General features: G+C 67.3%; 22 protein-coding genes and 1 other RNA gene. 13 read left to right on the forward strand and 10 right to left on the reverse strand.

Features of this window, described 5'->3' with window-relative positions:
- Positions 1–286 (forward strand): hypothetical protein (locus VKG81_RS05450; protein WP_324390441.1); only part of this gene is annotated, 286 nt, incomplete at its 5' end.
- Between the two features lie 545 nt (positions 287–831).
- Here the strand turns inward: VKG81_RS05450 and ssrA are convergent.
- The 8 genes from ssrA to prfB form a co-directional block, all read right to left on the reverse strand.
- Positions 832–1,200, reverse strand: a transfer-messenger RNA (tmRNA) gene (gene ssrA / locus VKG81_RS05455).
- A gap of 180 nt (positions 1,201–1,380) precedes the next feature.
- Positions 1,381–2,220: a maleylpyruvate isomerase family mycothiol-dependent enzyme gene (locus tag VKG81_RS05460; RefSeq protein ID WP_324390481.1), complete on the reverse strand. Its 840-nt coding sequence runs from the start codon at positions 2,218–2,220 to the stop codon at positions 1,381–1,383.
- Between the two features lie 108 nt (positions 2,221–2,328).
- The gene (gene smpB, locus VKG81_RS05465; RefSeq protein WP_324390443.1) at positions 2,329–2,820 is read right to left on the reverse strand and encodes an SsrA-binding protein SmpB; all 492 of its coding nucleotides are present in this window, start codon (positions 2,818–2,820) and stop codon (positions 2,329–2,331) included.
- A 2-nt stretch (positions 2,821–2,822) separates the two neighbouring features.
- The gene (ftsX, locus tag VKG81_RS05470) at positions 2,823–3,716 is read right to left on the reverse strand and encodes a permease-like cell division protein FtsX (protein ID WP_324390445.1); all 894 of its coding nucleotides are present in this window, start codon (positions 3,714–3,716) and stop codon (positions 2,823–2,825) included.
- Positions 3,717–4,406 (reverse strand): cell division ATP-binding protein FtsE, encoded by a 690-nt coding sequence (gene ftsE, locus VKG81_RS05475; protein ID WP_324390483.1) that lies wholly within the window; start codon positions 4,404–4,406, stop codon positions 3,717–3,719.
- 40 nt (positions 4,407–4,446) lie between these two features.
- Positions 4,447–4,866 carry a hypothetical protein gene (locus tag VKG81_RS05480; protein WP_324390447.1) on the reverse strand — a complete coding sequence of 140 codons (420 nt, stop codon included), beginning with the start codon at positions 4,864–4,866 and terminating at the stop codon, positions 4,447–4,449.
- Positions 4,863–5,840 carry a mechanosensitive ion channel family protein gene (locus tag VKG81_RS05485; RefSeq protein ID WP_324390449.1) on the reverse strand — a complete coding sequence of 326 codons (978 nt, stop codon included), beginning with the start codon at positions 5,838–5,840 and terminating at the stop codon, positions 4,863–4,865. Before VKG81_RS05485 ends, VKG81_RS05480 begins: the two co-directional genes overlap by 4 nt.
- Positions 5,824–6,933: a peptide chain release factor 2 gene (prfB, locus tag VKG81_RS05490; protein WP_324390451.1), complete on the reverse strand. Its 1,110-nt coding sequence runs from the start codon at positions 6,931–6,933 to the stop codon at positions 5,824–5,826. Before prfB ends, VKG81_RS05485 begins: the two co-directional genes overlap by 17 nt.
- A 95-nt stretch (positions 6,934–7,028) precedes the next feature.
- Here prfB and VKG81_RS05495 point away from each other — a divergent pair, with 95 nt between their 5' ends.
- Together VKG81_RS05495 and VKG81_RS05500 are read left to right on the forward strand one after the other, a co-directional pair.
- On the forward strand, positions 7,029–8,396 hold the full coding sequence (locus tag VKG81_RS05495) for an FAD-dependent oxidoreductase (protein WP_324390452.1): 1,368 nt from the start codon (positions 7,029–7,031) through the stop codon (positions 8,394–8,396).
- Between the two features lie 146 nt (positions 8,397–8,542).
- The gene (locus VKG81_RS05500) at positions 8,543–10,321 is read left to right on the forward strand and encodes an Hsp70 family protein (RefSeq protein WP_324390454.1); all 1,779 of its coding nucleotides are present in this window, start codon (positions 8,543–8,545) and stop codon (positions 10,319–10,321) included.
- Here the strand turns inward: VKG81_RS05500 and VKG81_RS05505 are convergent.
- Positions 10,318–10,644 carry a hypothetical protein gene (locus VKG81_RS05505; protein WP_324390456.1) on the reverse strand — a complete coding sequence of 109 codons (327 nt, stop codon included), beginning with the start codon at positions 10,642–10,644 and terminating at the stop codon, positions 10,318–10,320. The two genes, VKG81_RS05500 and VKG81_RS05505, sit on opposite strands and share 4 nt — an antisense overlap.
- Positions 10,645–10,668: 24 nt before the next feature.
- On the opposite strand from VKG81_RS05505, the gene hisN reads away from it, so the two are divergent.
- From hisN to VKG81_RS05520, 3 genes are all read left to right on the forward strand, one after another.
- Positions 10,669–11,448, forward strand: coding sequence for a histidinol-phosphatase (gene hisN, locus VKG81_RS05510; RefSeq protein WP_324390458.1), 780 nt, complete (start codon positions 10,669–10,671; stop codon positions 11,446–11,448).
- Positions 11,449–11,582: 134 nt separating this feature from the next.
- A complete protein-coding gene (locus tag VKG81_RS05515; protein ID WP_324390460.1) occupies positions 11,583–12,980 on the forward strand; it encodes an acyl-CoA dehydrogenase family protein in 1,398 nt (465 codons plus the stop codon).
- Between the two features lie 35 nt (positions 12,981–13,015).
- Positions 13,016–14,230: an acyl-CoA dehydrogenase family protein gene (locus VKG81_RS05520; protein ID WP_324390463.1), complete on the forward strand. Its 1,215-nt coding sequence runs from the start codon at positions 13,016–13,018 to the stop codon at positions 14,228–14,230.
- A 9-nt stretch (positions 14,231–14,239) separates the two neighbouring features.
- Here the strand turns inward: VKG81_RS05520 and VKG81_RS05525 are convergent, their stop codons facing one another.
- A complete protein-coding gene (locus tag VKG81_RS05525; RefSeq protein WP_324390465.1) occupies positions 14,240–14,803 on the reverse strand; it encodes a hypothetical protein in 564 nt (187 codons plus the stop codon).
- 146 nt (positions 14,804–14,949) lie between these two features.
- On the opposite strand from VKG81_RS05525, the gene VKG81_RS05530 reads away from it, so the two are divergent.
- The 7 genes from VKG81_RS05530 to VKG81_RS05560 all read left to right on the forward strand — a co-directional run.
- Entirely contained in the window at positions 14,950–15,219 is a 270-nt protein-coding gene (locus tag VKG81_RS05530) for a hypothetical protein (RefSeq protein ID WP_324390467.1), read from the forward strand.
- A 17-nt stretch (positions 15,220–15,236) separates the two neighbouring features.
- A complete protein-coding gene (locus tag VKG81_RS05535) occupies positions 15,237–16,433 on the forward strand; it encodes an alpha/beta hydrolase (protein WP_324390469.1) in 1,197 nt (398 codons plus the stop codon).
- Positions 16,430–17,635: a CaiB/BaiF CoA-transferase family protein gene (locus tag VKG81_RS05540; RefSeq protein WP_324390471.1), complete on the forward strand. Its 1,206-nt coding sequence runs from the start codon at positions 16,430–16,432 to the stop codon at positions 17,633–17,635. The genes VKG81_RS05535 and VKG81_RS05540 overlap by 4 nt, the downstream gene beginning before the upstream one ends.
- On the forward strand, positions 17,632–18,537 hold the full coding sequence (locus VKG81_RS05545; protein ID WP_324390473.1) for a hydroxymethylglutaryl-CoA lyase: 906 nt from the start codon (positions 17,632–17,634) through the stop codon (positions 18,535–18,537). The genes VKG81_RS05540 and VKG81_RS05545 overlap by 4 nt, the downstream gene beginning before the upstream one ends.
- A gap of 2 nt (positions 18,538–18,539) precedes the next feature.
- Entirely contained in the window at positions 18,540–19,157 is a 618-nt protein-coding gene (locus VKG81_RS05550; protein WP_324390475.1) for a TetR/AcrR family transcriptional regulator, read from the forward strand.
- A 28-nt stretch (positions 19,158–19,185) separates the two neighbouring features.
- The gene (locus VKG81_RS05555; RefSeq protein WP_324390477.1) at positions 19,186–20,430 is read left to right on the forward strand and encodes an acyl-CoA dehydrogenase family protein; all 1,245 of its coding nucleotides are present in this window, start codon (positions 19,186–19,188) and stop codon (positions 20,428–20,430) included.
- Positions 20,427–20,962: phosphotransferase (locus VKG81_RS05560; RefSeq protein ID WP_324390479.1), on the forward strand; the 536-nt coding region annotated here is incomplete at its 3' end. The genes VKG81_RS05555 and VKG81_RS05560, both read left to right, overlap by 4 nt.

The following is a 20,962-nucleotide window of genomic DNA, read 5'->3' on the forward strand; positions in this document are numbered from 1 at the left end:
TCGCGGTGGCGAGTTGGTCGGCCAACAGCTTCTCAACATCGATAGGGTGGGGATTGGTCATCGCGTTGTTCTCCTTCGATTGACTTGGCGGTCGTTCGAAGGATCACGCGATGACCGTCCTCTACCCGGCTACGACACGCCACCGGCCCCGTACACCACTCGCCTGGACGCAACGGTGATACAGCGCCACCCACACAAACCGGTCGCCCGTTCAGATCACCCGGACGGCAACGACGTCATCGGCCCCGTGGACAAACTGCTCGGCGGCACGCCGGATCTGGTATAGCAGCGGGCGGCCAACGCTTCATGCTCGCTTTGGTTACAAACTTTGGCCAGCAATGCTGGTCCGGCGAAGAGGGTGGTTGGATCGGGCAAGCGGCCTACGCAGACAACGGCCCGGAGGTTGCGATATGGGGTCGCTCGGATCGATACATCTGATTTTTCTGCTCGTCGCGGTAGCCATCATTGCGACGACATGTGGATTCATCGCATCAGCTGTTGTGCGGAGGAACAGGCGACGCGCACGCGGGTTCTTCCTTTTGGGCTTCCTCTGTGGATTGACGGCGGGCGCGATCCTGCCCGGAAGGCGTCGTGGCCTGAACGCGCTCGGAGCCGTCGCCCGGTGCGCTGACGTCGACCCACGGAGGGCCGGGATACGTCGTGGCACCGGTCGTTTCGTTGCCCGCGCGCTCACTATTGCGGTATCACATGGTCGACTTGGATTGCCGCCGCAATGGCACCGCCAACTTCGGATGTAGCGCAGCAACGCCCGCGCCTGGAACCGCCGCCGACAGGTGCGGGACCTCGACACGCGCCTGCTGCGGCCCTTCCTGGTGGAGCTGCCGGGAATCGAACCCGGGTCCTACGGCATGTCCTCAAGGCTTCTCCGTGCGCAGTTCGCTGTGCCTCTACTCGGATCTCCCGGTCTCGCGAACTCGCCGGGATGACGATCCCAGTCGCTGTTTGGTGTCCCGATGAGTCCCGCGACCGGACTCACCGGTTTATCCCTCTAGCTGATGCCAGGGTCCGGGCCGAGGGCGTTCCCGGTCTGACAGACTAGCCGTCGCTTAGGCAGCGAGAGCGTAGTCGCGCTGATTTGAATCGGCGCTTAATTGGTCGCAACGACGCTTACGGTGGTCTCTTGCCTGCACCGGCACGCTTCCCTTGGTTCGATGCGCGAAGTCGAAACCGTTCAGCCCCTCGCATCCCTGCCGACCTCCGGCAGGACCCTCCATTGTACGACCTATCCAACAACTGGCCAGCGAATATCCATCCCGAGCGCCGCGACTTCGAACTCAGCGACGCGACACGCCGGTCAGCCGTCGCTGAGTTCAATCTCGCGGAGGCACGGCGTTCAATCTCGGCGGAGCCAAAGCGCGATCACATCACGAACTTGAGGTTCTCGGCGATCCGCCGGGCCACATCGGTGTCGCCGGACAATTCGAGAGCATTGACGTTCGCGTCGGCGGCGGTCCGCCCGCCGATCAGGCGCGTGAACAAAACCCCGTCCACCTGGATCGTCGCGGTCGGCAATGCCCCGTCGAAGCCGTCCACCACCCGCGCGCGCCCATCCACCGCCACCCGCAGGGTGCGCTGCAGCGGGCCGGTCAGCTCGAACGCGATGCGCGATCCATCCGGCGCGCCGCCGAGCTTGCCCACGATGTAGCCGAGGCCGGCGGTGATCTCGTCGAAGGTCTGGGTCGCCGCCGGACCGGCCAGCACCTCGTCGGCGGCCCACACCCCAACCGCCTCGCGGATGTCCTGCTCGTGCATCCAGCAGTCGAACGTGCGCACCCGCATGAACCGGCCGTAGGTGTCGGGACCGGCCGGCGTGGCGGTCTGTGCGTTCCAGTCGCCGTCCGTCATCTCCGACAGCGCGCCGCGCCGCTCCCCGGTGATCTCCCGGAACCGGTCCAGCATCCCGACCGGCGACTCGGGCCGTAGATGCCGCACCCAGCACTCGTTCAACACGCCGACCTGGTTGTGCACGTGTGGTAGCTCCGACACGTCGCAGTCGGCGGTCGGCGTTGGAATCCCCTGCAGAAGCGACTCCGTGCCGATCATGTGTGCCACCACGTCGTGGACGGTCCAGCCGGGCAGCGGCGTCGGGGCCGGCCACTGGTCGTCGGAAAGGGTGGACAGCAACGCGTCGATATCGTCCCAGCAGCCGAACAAGCCGGCCAGTACGTCGTTCTTTTCGAGGCGGGTCACTGGGACGATCCTAGGCCGCGGTCAGCCCGCAGCGGTCACTGGGACGATCCTAGGCCGCGGTCGGCCCGCAGCGATCATCGCCGGCGCGAGCACCATCCCGACCTACCAACGCGCCGATCAGGTCATGCCCTTGGCGCGGCGCCCCAGCGCCCTGGTGACCTCGCGCTGCGCCTCGCGGCGCGCCAGGTCCTGCCGCTTGTCGCGCGCCTGTTTGCCTCGCGCGAGCGCCAACTCGACCTTGACCTTGCCTTCGGAGAAATACAAGGACAACGGCACCAGCGTCAGGTTGCCATCGCGGATCTTGCCGATCAGGGTGTCGATCTCACGGCGATGCAGCAGCAGCTTGCGGTTGCGCCGCGGCGCGTGGTTGGTCCAGGTGCCGTGGTGATACTCCGGGATGTGCACGTTGCGCAGCCACACCTCGCCGTCGTCGACGGTCGCGAACGAGTCGGCCAGCGACGCCTTGCCTTCCCGCAGGCTCTTCACCTCGGTACCCGTCAGCGCGATCCCGGCCTCGAACACGTCGAGGATCGCATATTCGTGGCGCGCCCGGCGATTCGAGGCGACGATCTGTCGCTTAGCTCCCGGGCCCTGGGTCTTTTTGCCCACGGCTAACGCCGCACATAGAGCCGCAATGTCGCATATGCCGCGACACCTGCCATCACGACGCCGACGAACACCAGGATCGGCGCGATGTAGAGGATGTCGGCGTAGTCGATCCTGGCTATCAAGTTGGCTTGATAGAACTGGTTGAGCGCGTTCTCCAGGAACAACGCCCGCACCACGATGAGGCCGACGATCGCGATGATCACGCCTGCCAGCGCGGCCACCATCGCCTCCAGCAAAAACGGCAGCTGCGTATACCAGCGACTTGCGCCCACCAACCGCATGATGCCGACTTCGGTCCGACGGGTGTAGGCGGCGACTTGAACCATGTTGGCGATCAGCAGGATCGCCCCGACCGCCTGTACCAACGCCACGGCGAAGGCGGCGTTGGAGAGGCCGTCGAGTACGGCGAACAACCGGTCGATCAGGTCTTTCTGGTTCTGCACGCTCAGAACACCGGGTTGCCCGATCATCGCCTGGTCGAAGTCCTTGTGCTGGTCGGGATTCGCCAGCTTGACGATGAACGATGCCGGGAAGGAGTCCCTGCTGGCGACGTCCTTGAACTGCGGGAACTTGCGGATCGCGTCGTTATAGGCGTCGTCGCGGTTGAGGAACCGCACCGACTTCACGTCGTCGCGCGCCTCGATTTTGGACCGCAGGGCCTTGCATGGGTCGACGTCGCACGTCGGGTCGTTGGCCGAGACGTCGTTGGTCAGGAAGACCTGCGACTCCACACGGTCGAGGTAGATGGCGCGGGAATGGTCGGCGAGCCGGACCACCAGCAGCCCGCCGCCGAACAGCCCGATTGAGATCGCGGTCGTCAGGATCATCGCAACCGTCATGGTGACGTTGCGACGAAGACCGGTGAGGACTTCGTTGACAAGGAAACCGAAACGCACTTAGCGGTCCATCCCGTACACGCCACGCTGCTCGTCGCGCACGAGCTTGCCCATGTCGAGCTCCAGGACCCGCTGGCGCATCGAGTCGACGATGTGATGGTCGTGGGTGGCCATCACGACCGTCGTGCCGGTGCGGTTGATCCGCTCGAGCAGGTCCACGATGTCCATGCTGGTGTCGGGGTCGAGGTTTCCGGTCGGCTCGTCGGCCAGCAGCACCAGCGGCCGGTTCACGAATGCCCTGGCCATCGCCACCCGCTGCTGCTCCCCGCCGGACAGCTCGTGCGGGAGCCGGTTGGCCTTGCCGGACAGCCCGACCATCTCGAGCACATCTGGCACCACGCGGTTGATCACCTCGGAGCGTTTGCCGATGACCTCGAGTGCGAACGCGACGTTCTCGTAGACCGTCTTCTGCTGCAACAGCCGGAAGTCCTGGAACACGCAGCCGATCACCTGCCGCAGGCTCGGGATGTGGCGCCCGGGCAGCTTGTTGACGTGGAACTTCGAGACGCGCACGTCGCCCTCGGTCGGGGTCTCGTCGGCCAGCAGCAGCCGCATGAACGTGGACTTGCCCGAACCGGACGGCCCGATCAAGAAAACGAACTCACCCTTGTCGATTTTCAGGCTGACGTGGTCCAACGCGGGCCTGGCCGACCTTTTGTACTGCTTGGTTACTTTGTCGAGGGTGATCATCACGGCACGCCAGTGTAGCCGTGGTTTCGGGCAGGTCCGGCTAGCGTGACGGAGGAGGCGCCGGTGCGGGCCCGGGCAGGACCGGCGTCGTCGCCGTCGGCGGCGCGCCGGGCAGCGGCGTGGTCGTGGTCGTCGGAGCACCGGGGGAGGGCGTGCCCGTGGTCGTCGACGACGGTGTCGTCGACTCGGTCGGGCTGGTGGTTTCGGTGGTGGTGGTCGGCTCGGTGGTGGTGGTGGACCACTGCCGTACCGACGTCCGCGGCACCCACGTGTAGTTGGGATCGGGCACAAAGCCGGGCGGCACAACCTGGGTGGCCGGCGCGGGCGGTGGCTTCGCCGGCGGCTGGTAGGTCTCGTACACAAACCAGACCACGATGAACGCAAGGATCAGTGCGGCGGTGGACGTGCGGACCCGTCCGCCGAACAGATAGGCCGGCCAGCCTCGGTCTTCCTTGTTCACGAGCTCTTGGCCCCTTCCGGCGCCTGCGTCTCCTCCGCGCCGCTGGCCGTGGCCGGATGCACGATGGCTTCCACCATCGGCGACGTCTCGGTCGGGGTCACGATGCCCGCGCGGCTCAGCGCGGCAACGACCAGCACCCGCAGGCGGCGCCCGACCTCGAACTGCTTGCCGGGCAGCGTGCGGGCCACCATGCGCAGGTTGAGGTTCTCCAACTCGATGCTCTCGACACCCATCAGCGCCGGCTCGTCGAGCAGCAGATCTTTCAGCTGCGGGTCCTGCATCGCGCCGCGGCACACCTCGTGCAGCACCTCGTTGACCCGGTTCAGGTCGGCCGTGACCGGCACCGGGATGTCGACGACCGCGCGCGCCCAGTCTTTGGACAGGTTGACTGATTTCACGATCTGGCCGTTGGGAATCGTGAAGACCTCCCCGTCGCTGGACCGCAGCTTGGTCACCCGCAGCGTCACGTCTTCGACGGTGCCGCGCGCGTCGTTGGCCACGCCCGAGATGGTCAGCTGGATAAGATCACCGAACCCGTACTGCTTTTCGGTGATGATGAAGAACCCGCTGAGAAGGTCCTGGACCACACGTTGTGCGCCGAAACCGAGCGCGGCGCCCAGCACCGCCGCGGGAGCGACCAGCGAACCGACCGGTATCGAAAGGATGTTCGTGATCTCGACGGCCACCACCACGTACACGATCGCGATCGACACCCATGAGATCACCGACGCGACGGCCTGCCGGTGCTTGGTGGCCTCCGGACGTACCAGCGCGTCACTTTCCTGGAAGCCCGCGTCCAGCCGCTGGGTGACCTTCTGCGCCGCCCAGTTGATGAACCGCGCGATCAGCAGCGAGCCGATGAGCAGCAACACGATTCGCAGCCCGCGCGTGATGATCCACTCACCGATCTGGCCGCGCCAAAAATCGTGCCAGCTGACCATCGACAAAGCCAGGTGACTATACGTCTTCGTCATCTCGTCTGTTGCGCCAGCGGATTCCCGCCTCCAGGAACCCGTCGATGTCTCCGTCCAGCACCGCAGCCGGATTGCCGACCTCGTAGTCGGTGCGCAGGTCTTTGACCATCTGGTACGGGTGCAGGACGTAGGAGCGCATCTGGTTTCCCCACGAACTGCCGCCGTCGCCTTTCAACGCATCCAGCTCGGCGCGTTCTTCTAAACGCTTGCGTTCCAATAACTTTGCCTGAAGCACGCGCATCGCTGAAATCTTGTTCTGCAATTGCGACTTCTCGTTCTGACAGGTCACCACGATACCGGTCGGGATGTGCGTGAGTCGAACCGCCGAGTCGGTCGTGTTGACCGACTGACCGCCGGGACCGCTGGAGCGGTACACGTCCACGCGGATGTCGCTTTCCGGGATGTCGATGTGGTCGGTGGTCTCCACCACGGGCAGCACCTCGACTTCGGCGAACGACGTCTGGCGCCGGCTCTGGTTGTCGAACGGGCTGATGCGCACCAGCCGATGCGTGCCCTGCTCCACCGAGAGCGTGCCGTAGGCAAACGGTGCGTGCACCGCGAACGTCGCGCTCTTGATGCCGGCCTCTTCGGCAAAGGAGGTGTCGAACACCTCCACCGGATACTTGTGCTTCTCCGCCCAGCGGATGTACATCCGCATCAGCATCTCCGCCCAGTCGGCCGCGTCGACCCCGCCCGCGCCGGACCGGATCGTCACCAGCGCCTCGCGCTCGTCGTACTCGCCGGATAGCAGCGTGCGGACTTCCATCGCTTCGATGTCCTCGCGCAGCTGCTTGAGCTCGGTGTCGGCCTCGGCCAGCTCTGACGCACCTTCGTCGGCCGCGAGTTCGTACAGCACCGGGAGGTCGTCGAGGCGGCGGCGCAGATCCTCGACCCGGCGCAGCTCGCCCTGCGTGTGAGACAGCTCACTGGTCACCCGCTGCGCCCGCGCCTGGTCGCTCCACAGGTTGGGGTCGGCGGCCTCGTGTTCGAGCTTGTCGATGCGGGCCCGCAACGAGTCGACATCGAGCACTCGCTCCACGCTGGTCAGCGTGGAGTCCAGAGCGGCGATGTCGGCCTGGCGGTCGGGATCCACGCCTGCCAACGTTACCGCTGCCCGACGCGCCTTCCGATCGCCGGAGCCGAGCGGCCGCGTTTAGCATCGAGGCACAACCGAGGGGAAGGCAGAAAATGCGCCCTTACTACGTGGCGATCGTCGGCTCGGGACCATCCGGGTACTTCGCGGCGGCGTCACTGTTGAAGCTGGCCGACTCGCCCGGCGGGACCGATGTCCACGTCGACATGCTGGAGATGCTGCCGACGCCGTGGGGTCTGGTGCGTTCCGGGGTGGCGCCCGACCACCCGAAGATCAAGTCGATCAGCGCGCAGTTCGAGAAGACGGCGTCCGATCCACGGTTCCGGTTCTTCGGCAACGTAGCGGTGGGTGAGCACGTGCAGGCGCACGAGCTTGCCGAGCAGTACGACGCGGTGATCTACGCGGTGGGTGCGCAAACCGACAAACCGCTGCACATTCCGGGCGAGGATCTGCCCGGCAGCATTGCCGCCGTGCAGCTGGTCGGCTGGTACAACGCACACCCGCACTTCCAGAAGATGTCGCCGGACCTGTCCTTGGGGCGCGCCGTCGTCGTCGGCAACGGCAACGTCGCGCTCGACGTCGCACGCATCCTCGTCAGCGACCCCGATGAGCTGCGCACGACGGACATCGCCGACCACGCGCTCGAGCTGCTCGACCCGCGCGGCGTCGAAGAGGTGGTCATCGTCGGCCGGAGGGGGCCACTCCAGGCGACGTTCACGACACTGGAGCTGCGCGAGCTGGGCGACCTCAAAGCCCTCGAGGATGTCGATGTGATCGTCGACCCCGCCGACCTCGCCGACATCTCGGACGAGGACGCCGAGGCCGCGGGCAAAACCGCCAAACAGAACCTCAAGGTGCTGCGGGGCTACACCGGCCGGGAGCGACACCCCGGCAACCGGCGCATCGTGTTCAAGTTCCGCACCTCACCGATCGAGATCCGCGGCGAGGGCAAGGTGGAGCAGATCGTGCTCGGCCGCAACGAGCTGGTAACCGACGACAACGGACGCGTCGTCGCCAAGGACACCGGCGCCCGCGAGATGCTGCCCGTCCAGCTGGTCGTGCGCGCGGTCGGCTACCGCGGCGTGCCGACGCCGGGTCTGCCGTTCGACGAGCGGACCGGCACGATCCCGCACACCGACGGGCGGATCGAGGGCCGCCGCAACGAGTATGTGGTCGGCTGGATCAAGCGTGGCCCGTCCGGGGTGATCGGCACCAACAAGAAGGACTCGCAACACACCGTCGACACGTTGGTTGCGGATCTGGCGGGCGCGGAGCTGGCCGACTTCTGCCCCGACCACCCCAGGGGCCTGGCGGAGTGGTTGCTGTCGCGTCAGCCGCACCTGGTTACCGACGAGCACTGGCAACTCATCGACGTCCACGAGCGCACAAGCGGTGAGCCGCATGGACGGCCGCGGGTCAAGCTGGCGAGCGTGGCCGATCTGCTGCGCATCGGTCACGGATGATGATGTTTGCCAGCACCAGTGGCAACGACCCTCAGGAAACTCCCATCGGCGCTTAAGGTTTCGCTGCGGGGTGTCGGACGCGATCGCCGCGGTTCACCCGCTATCGTGGGCACCGCCGTCGGCCGCCGTCAATGCAAGGTATGCGTATGAGCGACCCCGTGGGGTTGTCGATCGGGATGACCAATTTGGTCGCCGCGCGTGTCGGGAACGCCCCCGTGACACGCCGCGCCGTGCTGACCCTGTTCCCCGACCGCGCACCCGTGGTCGGCGTCACCGATCAAGCCGACCACGGCGTGGTGATGGGCGGGTTCGTCGAGCGCGTCGGCGACCCCATTCCGCTGGTGGCCGCCGACGGCTCGAAATATCACGCCGCACGCCTGATGGTCGAGGCTCTGGCGGCAATGGTCGACACCGTGTCCGGCGCCGCACCGCCGTCGGAGATCGTGATCGCGGTTCCGACGTATTGGGGGCCGGCGGCGGTGGCCGCATTGCGTGACGAGGTCGCGTCGGCGCCGTCCCTGGCGCCCAATAACGTTCCGGCGCGCATTGTTTCGGACGCATACGCGGCTCTTGCCGCGTTGCAGGTCAGCCCCGGCTTGCCGACGCAGGGTGTGGTGGCGCTGCTCGACTTCGGCGCGAACGGTACGAGCCTGAGCCTCACCGACGCCGGAGCCGAATTCGCTCCGCTCGACGGGACGCTGCGCTATAGCGAGTTTTCCGGCGACCAGGTCGACCAGCTGCTTCTGGCCGACGTGCTGAACGGCATCGCCGGCGCGGGCACTGTCGAGACGGCGGCCACGGCCGCCGTCGGGTCACTGAGCCGCCTTCGCGATGAATGCCGCAAGGCCAAAGAGCGATTGTCGATGGAGTCGGCGACCGAGTTGATGGCCGAATTCCCCGGGCAAAGTAGCCGGATTCGGCTCACCCGAACTGAACTCGAGGAGCTGATCCGCCGACCGCTGGCAGGCGTGATTACAAGCCTTGACGACATGTTGCAGCGCAACAGGATCCCGCCCGCAAGTCTCGCGGCAGTCGCAATGGTGGGTGGAGGATCGAGCGTTCCACTTATCCCCCAGGTTCTTTCAGAGCACCTGCGCGCCCCCATGGTCACCACGCCTCGACCCGAGCTCAACGCGGCAGCGGGTGCGGCCCTGACCGCCGCGCGCGGGCCGGACCCCGACGCACCTACCGGCTTCGTCACCGGGGCGATCACTGCGGCAGCGCCCGAGGCGGTCTCCCAAGAGGCGGGTTCGGCCACTTTTCGGGCGCTGGCCTGGTCGGAGGACGCGGGCGGCGACGAGCCGGTGCCCTACACCGGCAACCCGTACGTTTTCGACACCGCCGCCCGACCGCCGGTGCAGTTCGTCCCTGCCGACAACCCTGTCGAAGACGTGCGGCCGCCATGGTATCGACGCCCGTTCCTCGCCCTCGGGCTGGTCGCTTTGGTTCCGTTGATCGCCATCGGCGGCGCCGCGTATGCGTTGACCAGCATGGACAGCTCGCCGGCCACCCGGCCGTCAACGCCGGCCGTGTCGTCCCCGGCGGGCGCCGCACCGGCTCCCTCCGTCGCGCCCAACATCGTCCAGACCCCCAACGCCCCGGCGCCGCCGCCACCGGCACCATCGCCGCCACCGCCGTCGCCCCCACCCCCGCCACCTCCGCCCGCGACGCCCGCGCCGCTGCCGGTTACGACCACGACGATTGCGCCCACGACAACCACACCACCGACCACGACGACCACGACCACGACCACCACGACCACCACAACGACGACCACGACCACACCGACGACCACCACGACCACCGCCACGACCACAGCCGTGATGACGACGACGTACTTGAACATCCCGTTCATGCCGGTCCCGATCCCGGTTCAGGTTCCGGCGCCCAACACTCCCGCTTACCCAAACAGCCCCGGCTACTAGGCCGGCCCCGTTGCCGGCGCGAACGTCCAGTTGTCCGGGTTCTTGGGCGAGTAGACGACGGGGCGCAGTTCACCGACCGTCGGCCACTGGCTGACGTCGACCGCGTAGCGTTGGTAGACGACGTGCTCGTCGACAGTGGGGCCGTTGATCACGCCGGTGACGGTGACGAACTGTTCGCCGGTGACGTCCGGACGGGGGCTGACGCCGGTGATAAGCAACGTGCCGGCGACTGTCTCGCCCCGAGGCATGCGGCGCATCAACCATGGTGCCGCCACCAACACGATCGCCCCGATCAGCAGGAGCAGCACGCCGATTTCCCACACACCGCAATGGTAGGACTTCAAGACATGACGCAAGCCGCGGACGATCTGGCGCTGGCACTCGAGCTGGCCGACGAGGCCGATTCACTGACAATGCCCCGGTACGGCGCGCGAGACCTCCAGGTCCACACCAAACCCGACATGACTCCGGTGACCGACGCCGATAATGACGTCGAGGCAACCCTGCGCAGAAAGCTGGGATTCCACCGTCCCGACGACTCGGTCTATGGCGAAGAGTTCGGCGGCACAAGAGCATTCACGGGACGACAGTGGGTCATCGACCCGATCGACGGCACCAAGAACTTCGTCCGCGGGGTGCCGATATGGGCAACGCTGATCGCGCTGCTCTTGGATGACGTGCCGGTGGTGGGAGTGGTCAGCGCCCCGGCCATGCAGCGCCGGTGGTGGGCCGCCGCGGGCCAGGGCTCGTTCTCCAAGGTTGGCGCAGAACAGCCGCGCCGGTTGCGGGTGTCATCGATCGCGGACCTGCCCGCTGCCAGCCTTTCGTTCTCCGACCTGGCGGGGTGGGCGGTCCACAGGCTGCGCGAACGCTTCATCGTGCTCACCGACGAGGTGTGGCGGGCGCGTGCCTACGGCGATTTCTACTCGTACTGCCTGCTCGCCGAGGGCGCCGTCGACATCGCACTCGAACCGGAGGTGAATGTATGGGACCTCGCGGCCGTCGACATTCTGGTGCGCGAGGCGGGTGGGGCGTTCACCAACCTTCAGGGGCGGCCGGGACCGCACGGCAGCAGCGCGGTCGCGACGAACGGACTGCTCCAGCGGGCGGTTCTCGACCGGTTTTAGGGAGGTAGCCCATGAGCGTCAGCTACCGCCGGACGCGGCCGTGCGGGGTGTGAGCTAACTAACAGGACCGCCCTACCTTACTCCAGAGTAAGATAGGGTTTCGAGCATCGCCACCTACCACAGAGGCTGCCGAAATGACCAACACCCTGCCTGCCCACGGCGCCGCCGAGCGCCCCGCCAAGACCAATGGGCGCGCGAGCGCGGTGGGAGTCCGCAAGCACAAGCGCACCCCGACCGACATCGGGCTTGCGCTGATCACGCCGCTCGTCGGCCAGGAGTTTCTCGATAAGTACAACCTCCGTGACCCGCTGAACCGCGCACTGCGCTACGGCGTGAAGACAACGTTCTCCGTCGCCGGCGCCGGCACCCGCCAATTCAAGCGGGCGCAAGGACTGCGCGGCGGTCCCACCCGGCTGGCGGCCAGCGGCAAGGACTACTTCGATCTGACCCCCGACGACGACCAGAAGCTCATCGTCGAGACGGTCAGCGAATTCGCCGAGGAGATCCTGCGACCGGCCGCCCATGACGCCGACGAGGCCGCCGGTTACCCGCCCGAACTGATCGCCAAGGCCGCCGAACTCGGTATCACCGCGATCCACATCCCCGAAGATTTCGAGGGCATCGCCGCGCACCGATCGGCGGTGACCAACGCGCTCGTGGCCGAGGCGCTGGCCTACGGCGACATGGGGCTGGCGCTGCCGATTCTCGCACCGGGCGGCGTCGCCTCGGCCCTGACTCATTGGGGCAGCGCCGACCAGCAGGCTACCTATCTGCCGGAGTTTGCCGGGGACAACGTGCCGCAGGCGTGCGTCGCGATCGCCGAGCCGCACGCGCTGTTCGACCCGACTGCACTGAGGACCACCGCGGTGCGCACCCCGAGCGGTTACCGGCTCGACGGGGTCAAGTCGCTGGTGCCCGCGGCTGCCGACGCCGAGATGTTCGTTGTCGGCGCCCAGCTGGGCGGCAAGCCCGCGCTCTTCATCGTCGAATCGTCGTCGCGGGGACTGTCGGTCAAGCCCGAGCCGAGCATGGGCATCCGGGCCGCCGCCCTGGGCCGGGTGGAGCTCGACCACGTGACGGTGCCGCTCGGGGCGCGGTTGGGCGAGGACGAGGCCACCGATGCCGACTACTCCGAGGCGATCGCGCTGGCGCGGCTCGGGTGGGCGGCGCTGGCGGTCGGCACATGCCACGCCGTACTCGACTACGTGGTCCCCTACGTCAAGGAGCGGCACGCGTTCGGCGAGCCGATCGCTCACCGCCAGTCGGTCGCGTTCATGTGCGCCAACATCGCGATCGAGCTCGACGGCCTGCGGCTGATCACGTGGCGCGGCGCGTCGCGCGCGGAGCAGGGTCTGCCGTTCGCCCGCGAGGCGGCGCTGGCCAGGCGCATGGGGGCCGACCGCGGCATGCAGATCGGGCTGGACGGCGTCCAGCTGCTCGGCGGCCACGGGTACACCAAGGAACACCCAGTTGAACGCTGGTACCGCGACCTTCGCGCTGTCGGTGTCGCCGAGGGCGTTGTCGTCATCTGAGTCGTCACTAAGTCTCTACAAGCGAAAGACCCGTCATGGCAATCAATTTGGAACTGCCGCGCAAGCTGCAGGCGGTTATCGACAAGGCGCACCAGGGCGCCGCGGAGATGCTGCGACCGATCTCACGCAAGTACGACCTGCGCGAGCACGACTACCCCGTCGAGCTGGAAACGCTGGCCACCCTGTTTGAAGGCATCTCGGAGGCAAAGGCCATCGCGTTCGCCGGCGCGGAGGCGTTCCGCGACGCCGATGCGGCCAAGGAAGCCAATCACAACGGCGGCAACATGTCTGCCGTGCTCAACGTCATGGAGATCAGCTGGGGCGATGTCGCCCTGATGCTGTCGGTGCCGCGCCAGGGTTTGGGCAATGCGGCGATCTCCGGGGTGGCCACCGACGAACAGCTCCAGCGGCTGGGCAAGGACGTGTGGGCTGCGATGGCGATCACCGAGCCCGGCTTCGGATCCGACTCTGCCGCGGTGTCGACGACGGCCAGGCCCGACGGCGACGAGTACGTGATCAACGGCGAGAAGATCTTCGTCACCGCCGGCTCGCGGGCCACGCACATCGTCGTGTGGGCGACGCTGGACAAGTCGCTGGGCCGTGCCGCGATCAAGTCGTTCATCGTGCCGCGGGACTACCCCGGCGTGGCCGTCGAGCGGCTCGAGGACAAGCTCGGGATCAAGGCCTCGGACACCGCGGTGATCCGGTTCGACAACGTCCGTATCCCGAAGGAGAACCTGCTCGGCAGCCCCGAAATCCAGGTGGAGAAGGGCTTCGCCGGTGTGATGGAGACCTTCGACAACACACGCCCGGTCGTCGCCGCGATGGCCGTCGGCATCGCCCGTGCTGCACTCGAAGAGCTGCGAAAGATCCTCACCGGGGCCGGAGTCGAGATCTCCTACGACAAGCCGGCCTACGCGCAAAGTGCCCCGGCCGCCGAGTTCCTGCGGATGGAGGCCGACTGGGAGGCCGGCTACCTGCTGACGGTGCGCTCGGCGTGGCAGGCCGACAACGACATCCCCAACTCCAAGGAAGCGTCGATGGGGAAGGCCAAGGCTGCGCGCGTGGCCAGCGACATCACGCTCAAGGCCGTCGAATTGGCGGGCACCGTCGGCTATTCCGAACAGACGCTCTTGGAGAAGTGGGCCCGTGACTCGAAGATCCTCGACATCTTCGAGGGCACGCAGCAGATTCAGCAGCTGGTGGTCGCCCGCAGGCTGCTCGGCTTGTCCTCGGCGGAGCTGAAGTAGCCGAGCGGGTCAGATACCCGTCCACGCTTTGTCGAGGCGCTCGGCCACGTCGATGATCTGCGCCTTCTGCGACGCCGGCTTGTCGATCTCGTCGTGAACGTACTTGGCGACGAACCGCCGGATCTCGCCGTCGACGTCGGCGATGATCCGCAACAGCTCGCCGCGAATCGACCGTGACGACACGTCGACCCTGATGTCCGACGGCCGCGGCTTTGCGACCTCGATGATCAGCACGAGCGGTTCGGCCGCCTTCGCGGTGGCGTGCAACCCGACCTCACCGGCGACGGTGAAGCGCTGTTTGTCGACCCGCAGATCGATGACCAGGTCAATCCTCAGCGGAATCCGGACGAAGAAGTCGATCGTGTCGCCGATTGTCCGCTTCGCCTGGGGCTGCAGAATCTTCACTTTCGCGTTGACCCGGGCGAACCTGCCGGGGCCCTGCGCGATCGGGCCCATCTCGAACTCGTCACCGACGATCGCCGCGAACGCGGCCGCGACCCGCTCCTCGGTGACGGCGACCTCGAAGAATCTGCGACCGAATTGCTCGTAGGTGATGTAGTCGTTGCCATGCATTTGTTGACAACCTTCCCACGTCCCGTTCGCCCCGATCGAAGCCACGCAGCGAAACCGCTCGCCGATCTGCGCACGCCCCTTGCGACGACCCCCAACCAAAAATAACGTCAGTTTCACTTTTCTGTTGCGCGAGCCAGGAGGCACCGTTGGAATCCTTCGTCCATCTGCGCAAAGGCACGACACCGCGCCGGCTGCACGCCGACCTGGACGGCCTGAAGGACGACGAACTTGGCCGCGGCGGCTTCACCGGCCGCACCGCGAACATGTACCGCCGAAACGACCCCACCGCCTACCGCAGCAGCGGCCCGCTGCGGCCCATCGACGTGCTCACCGGCGAGCTGAAACCCGGCGACTCCACGGGCCCGGCCGGCACCCCGATGCTGCTGTTCTCAATCCGGACTGCCGGATCTCGCTGAGCCGCCGCACCGAAGAGATGCCGTTCTTCGTCCGCCACGTCGACGGCGACCTGCTGTGCTTCGTGCACCGCGGCTCAGGACTGCTGGAGACCGAGTTCGGCCCGCTGCGTTATAACGAGGGTGATTGGGTCTACCTGCCGAAGGCCACCACCTGGCGGCAGTTGCCCACGACCCACACCACGCTGCTGATGATCGAGGCCGCCGACGAGTTCAGGGTGCCGCCGGCCGGTCAGCTCGGCCGGCACTTCCCGTTCGACCCGTCGCAGGCCACGATTCCGGAGCCGGCGCCGATCGACGACGACGGCCGCGATGAGTACGAGGTGCGGTTGGTCCACGAAGGCGGCCCGACATCGCTGTTTTATCGACACAATCCCATAGACGTCGAAGGCTGGCGCGGCGGCGGCTCGCTGTCGGTGTTCGACCAGCAGCAGGCGCGGCACCCGACGATCACGGCGAGCCCGTCGGGCGACGGCCCCGATCTCACCGCCCTGGGCCTGCAGCAGGCCGACGCGATCATGCTGCCCGCCGCGCACGTCAGCAGGCACGTCACGCTGACCGAGTGGATGGATGCGTCGATCCTCGACGAGTCCGACCCGACCAAGCGGGATCCGCAGCTGGACCTCTACCACCCCGGCAACTCGGATCAGCCGCCCTCCCGCGCCGAATTCCTGGCCCGTTACCGCCAGGCGCAGATTGACCGCAACCGCCGCATCACCGCCTGGGTCAAGGACAGGCTGGCAGACCTGAAGGCCGGGGGGCGTCCCGATGACGAGTTCGCTTTCGTCGTGCACGGCACCATGGCCGATCCGCGGTGGCTCGACCCCACCGTCGATCCGAACGAACGGACACCGGGAACCTGCTACCTGGGTGACCCTCGAGTGGTGAACATGAGCCCGGTGGGCCTGGCCCGGTTCTGCACGCTGCGCAGCTGGCTGTCACAGTGGAGCTACGACGACGCGCACGCCGACGGGGTAACGTGCGGGCGTGACATCGCGGTGCCGGCGCTGGTGATCGGTAACCTCGCCGACGACGCCTGCACCCCGAGCCATACGCGACGACTTTTCGACGCAATCGGCCATCCGGACAAGGAGATACACGAGATTCCCGGCGCCACTCACTACTACGCGGGACCAGCTCAGCGCGACGCGCTGCGCCTGGCCGTTGCCACGATCACCGACTGGCTGGCACGCCACGACTTCGCGGAGCCGCGATGAGCCCGACCGGCGCGCTGGACGGCATCCGCGTACTCGAGCTGGGCACGCTGATCGCCGGACCGTTCGCCGGCCGGCTGCTCGGCGATCTGGGTGCCGAGGTGATCAAGATCGAGCCGCCGGGTGCGCCGGACCCGCTGCGCACCTGGGGTCAGGCCGAGCGTGATGGGCACCATTTCTTCTGGACCGTGCATGCCCGCAACAAGAGGGTCATCACCCTGAACTTGCGCGAGGCCCGCGGCCGCGACGTGTTCCTGGAACTCGCCGAACTCTCCGACATCGTCGTGGAGAACTTCCGGCCCGGCACGCTGGAGAAGTGGGACCTCGGTTATGACGTTCTGCGCCAACGTAATCCGGGCATCATACTGGTCCGGGTCTCAGGCTACGGGCAGACCGGCCCGGATGCGCACAAGGCCGGGTACGCATCGGTGGCCGAGGCCGTCAGCGGGCTGCGTCATCTGAACGGTTACCCCGGCCAGCCGCCACCGAGGCTGGCGCTGTCGCTGGGCGACAGCCTGGCCGGGATGTTCGCCGTTCAGGGTGCGCTGGCCGCGCTGTACCGCCGGACAGTCACCGGCGAGGGCCAGGTCGTCGATGCCGCGATCACCGAATCCTGTTTGGCCATTCAGGAATCCACGATCCCCGACTACGACGTCGGTGGCGTGGTGCGCGGCCCGTCGGGCACGCGGCTGGAGGGCATTGCGCCGTCGAACATCTACCGCACCGCCGACGGCAGCTGGGTGGTGATCGCCGCGAACCAGGACACATTGTTCCGTCGGCTGTGCCAGGCGATGGGCCGCCCCGAGCTCAGTGCGGACGATCGGTTCGCGACCCATGTCGCCCGTGGCCGCAACCAGGACGAGCTGGACAAGCTGATCGCAGATTGGGCAGAGAAGAAAGAGCCGGCGGAGATCATCGGCGAACTCAGCGCCGCCGGCGTCGTTGCCGGGCCGATCAACACGGTCGCCGAGGTGGTCGACGACCCGCAGCTGCGGGCCCGCGCGATGATCGTCGAGCACCACGACGAGCGCATCGGCCGGCCGGTGCTCGGGCCGGGGGTTGTCCCGCAGCTGTCGGCGACGCCCGGCGGTATCCGCAACGCCGGCCCCGCCCGGCCCGGGCAACACAATGACGACGTCTACGTCGGGCTGCTCGGCAAGACGGCCGCAGAGGTCGAGTCGCTACGTGCCGAGGGGGTGCTATGAGCCTGCCGCCGCATGTCACGATCCGCGACGTGTCGCTGCGCGACGGCCTGCAGATCGAGGAGCCGATTCCGCTGGCCGCAAAGCTCGAACTGCTCGACGCGGTCGCGGCCACCGGGGTGCGGGAGATCGAGGCGACCGCGTTCGTGTCGCCGTCGAAGGTGCCCGCGCTCGCCGACGCCGCCGAGCTGGCGACCGAGTTGGCCCGATTCGCCGACATCGAGTTCTCCGCGCTGGTCGCCAGCCCGAATGGCGCCAAACGTGCGATCGCCGCGGGCCTTCGGTTTATCGAGTATGTGGTGTCGGCGTCCGACGGGCACAGCCGCGCCAACGTGGGCCGCGCCAGCGCCGACGCGGCCGCGCAGATCGGCGGGATTGTCGCGATCGCCCACGACAGCGGGACGTCGGTCGAGGTCATCGTGGCCACCGCATGGGACTGTCCGTTCGACGGGCCGACTCCCCCGCCCCGGGTGCTGGACGTGATCTCGCGGGCATGCGATAACGCCGTCGACCGGCTGGCACTGGCGGACACGATCGGCACCACGACGCCGCGACGGACCGCCGACCTGGTCGGTGCGGTCCGCCAACTCATCGGCGACACCCCCCTCGGCGCGCATTTCCACAACACCCGCGGGTCTGGGCTGGCCAGCGCGTACGCCGCAGTCAGCGAAGGCGTCACCAGGCTCGACGCGTCGGTCGGCGGCCTGGGCGGCTGCCCGTTCGCCCCCGGCGCCACCGGCAACATCGCGACCGAGGACCTGGTGTACATGCTGCGGGACAGCGATGTGCACGTCGATGTCGACTTGGGCGCTGCGATCGAGGCGGCACGGGTCGCACAGCGCGTTGTGGGGCACGAGTTGCCCGGCGCGCTGTTGCGCGCCGGGGACCGCCTGCCCGGTGCGTGACGATGGCCGCGGCGGCGCTGAGCTCGAAGGGCAGACAGACCCGGGGCGCGATCGAGCAGGCGGCCAGGAAGCTGTTCGCCGAGCGGGGTTTTCACGGCACCACGTTGGCCGACATCACGTCGGCGGCAGGCAGGTCGTCCGCGGTGTTCTACCGCTACTTCGACGACAAGGAGGACCTGCTGGCCGCACTGGCGGAGTCCTTCCTCCATGACGTGGTCGCCCCATCGGGTCTGACCGTGCAACCGCCGGATTCGCCGCAGGACACCGCGTTCTTCTCCTCGGTGGTGACCGGCTACTGGAACATGTTCAAGCAGAACATCGGCATCATGATCGCGGTCGCCCAACTCGCCGCCACTCGGCAACGGTTCGCTGCGGTGCAGAACGAGTTTCGGCGATTCGGCATGGATATCGTCGCGGCGTCGGTTCGGCGCGCGCAGGAGCAGGGGTACGGCCGCGAGCTGCAGCCCGAGCATGTCGCGGCGGCCATCGCGCTGTTGTTCGAGAATTTCACGGCCGTGTTCCTGCGGCCCGACGCCTCGGGCCTGGGCTTGCGCCTCAGCGACGAGGACGCGATCGCCACGCTGTCGACCATCTGGAAGAAGACGCTCTACGGCTTCTGACGATCCGCCCTAAATTGAGGAGATCATCGTGGATTTCACTCTGCCGAACCATCTTCCAGGACTGCTTCAGGAGATGGACGCGTTCATCGAGCGGGAGATCACACCGCTGGAACGCGAGAACGTCCAGTACTTCGATCATCGTCGCGAAAACGCCCGCACCGATTGGGACAACGGCGGGATACCAAGACGCCAATGGGAGGACCTTCTGGGCGAGATGCGACGTCGCGCCGATAAAGCCGGTTGGCTGCGCTACGCGCTGCCGGCATCGGTGGGCGGGCGCGCCGGCACCAATCTTGACATGGCAGTCATCCGGGAACATCTGGCGGCCAAGGGCCTGGGCCTGCACAACGACCTGCAGGACGAGTCGTCGATTGTCGGCAACTTCCCGCAGGTGATCATGATGGAGCGGTTCGGCACCGAAACGCAGCGAAGAGCCTGGTCCGAGGCGCTGATCACGGGTGAGCGCAGCTTCGCGTTCGGGCTGACCGAACCGGCGCACGGCTCGGATGCGACGTGGCTGGAAACCCGCGCGGAACGAACGGGCGACGGCTGGGTCATCAACGGCGCCAAGCGGTGGAACACGGGGGTCCACCGCGCCACCCACGATCTGATCTTCGCGCGCACGTCCGGCCAGCCGGGCCAGGCCCGGGGCATCACCGCGCTGCTGGTTCCCACCGATGCGCCCGGCTTCGAGGTGCCGTTCTACTGGTGGACGTTCAACATGCCGACCGACCACGGCGAGGTCGTGCTCCGCGACGTCGCCGTGCCCGACGACGCGGTGCTCGGCGAGGTGGACCGCGGACTCGACGTCGCGCAGACTTTCCTGCACGAGAACAGGATTCGTCAGGCCGCCAGCAGCCTCGGCGCGGCCCAGTACTGCATCGACCGAGCCGTCGCGTACGCCTCGGAGCGGGTGGTGTTCGGCAAACCACTGTCGGTGAACCAGGCCATCCAGTGGCCACTGGTGGAACTGCAAACCGAAGCCCAAATGGTGCGGCTGCTGGTCTATTACGCCGCCTGGCACCTGGACCGCAACCATCACCTCGAGGTGTCCGACAAGGTGTCGATGGCCAACTACCGCGCCAACCGCCTCGTCTGCGAGGCGGCCGACCGGGCCATGCAGGTGTTCGGCGGCCTCGGCTACAGCCGTCACGAGCCGTTCGAGCACATCTACCGCCATCACCGCCGTTACCGCATCACCGAGGGCGCCGAGGAGATCCAGATCCGCCGAGTCGCCCAGCGGCTGTTCAAGTTCGGGCAGACTTCACGATGACAGATCCCGATCGGCTCCGCCCGGCACTGGCCGCTGTGCTTTCGCCGGTGCTCGGTGGCCCGGTCGAAGTCGGCGATCTCCGGCGGCTGACCGGCGGGGCCAGTCGCGCGACGTGGGCGTTCGGGGTGCGGGTCGGCAACGATCAGCGGCGGCTCATCCTGCGCACCGGCCCGCCCGACGACGTGCATGCCAGTATGGAACTGGAGGCTCGCGCCCAGACCCTGGCCGCGGCGCAGGGGGCTCCGGTACCGCACGTGCTGGTTGCCGACAATTCGCGCGCGGCACTGGGCCTTCCGTTCCTGATCTGCGACGAAATCGACGGCGAAACCATCCCCCGCAGGATTTTCCGCACCCTGGACGCCGACGGCCACGAGCCGCGGCGCGCACGACTGCTCCGCCAGTGCGCGCAGGCGCTGGCCGCGATCCACCGGGCGGACACCGGCGGTGCGGGCCTGCACGAGCAGGACCAGCTCGCGCTGTGGCGCCTTCAGCTCGACGAGATGGGCGACACCACCGCCACGTTCGAGTGGGC

Origin of the sequence: Mycobacterium sp. (assembly GCF_035314905.1) — a bacterium.
In the GTDB taxonomy this organism is placed as follows: Bacteria; Actinomycetota; Actinomycetes; order Mycobacteriales; family Mycobacteriaceae; genus Mycobacterium.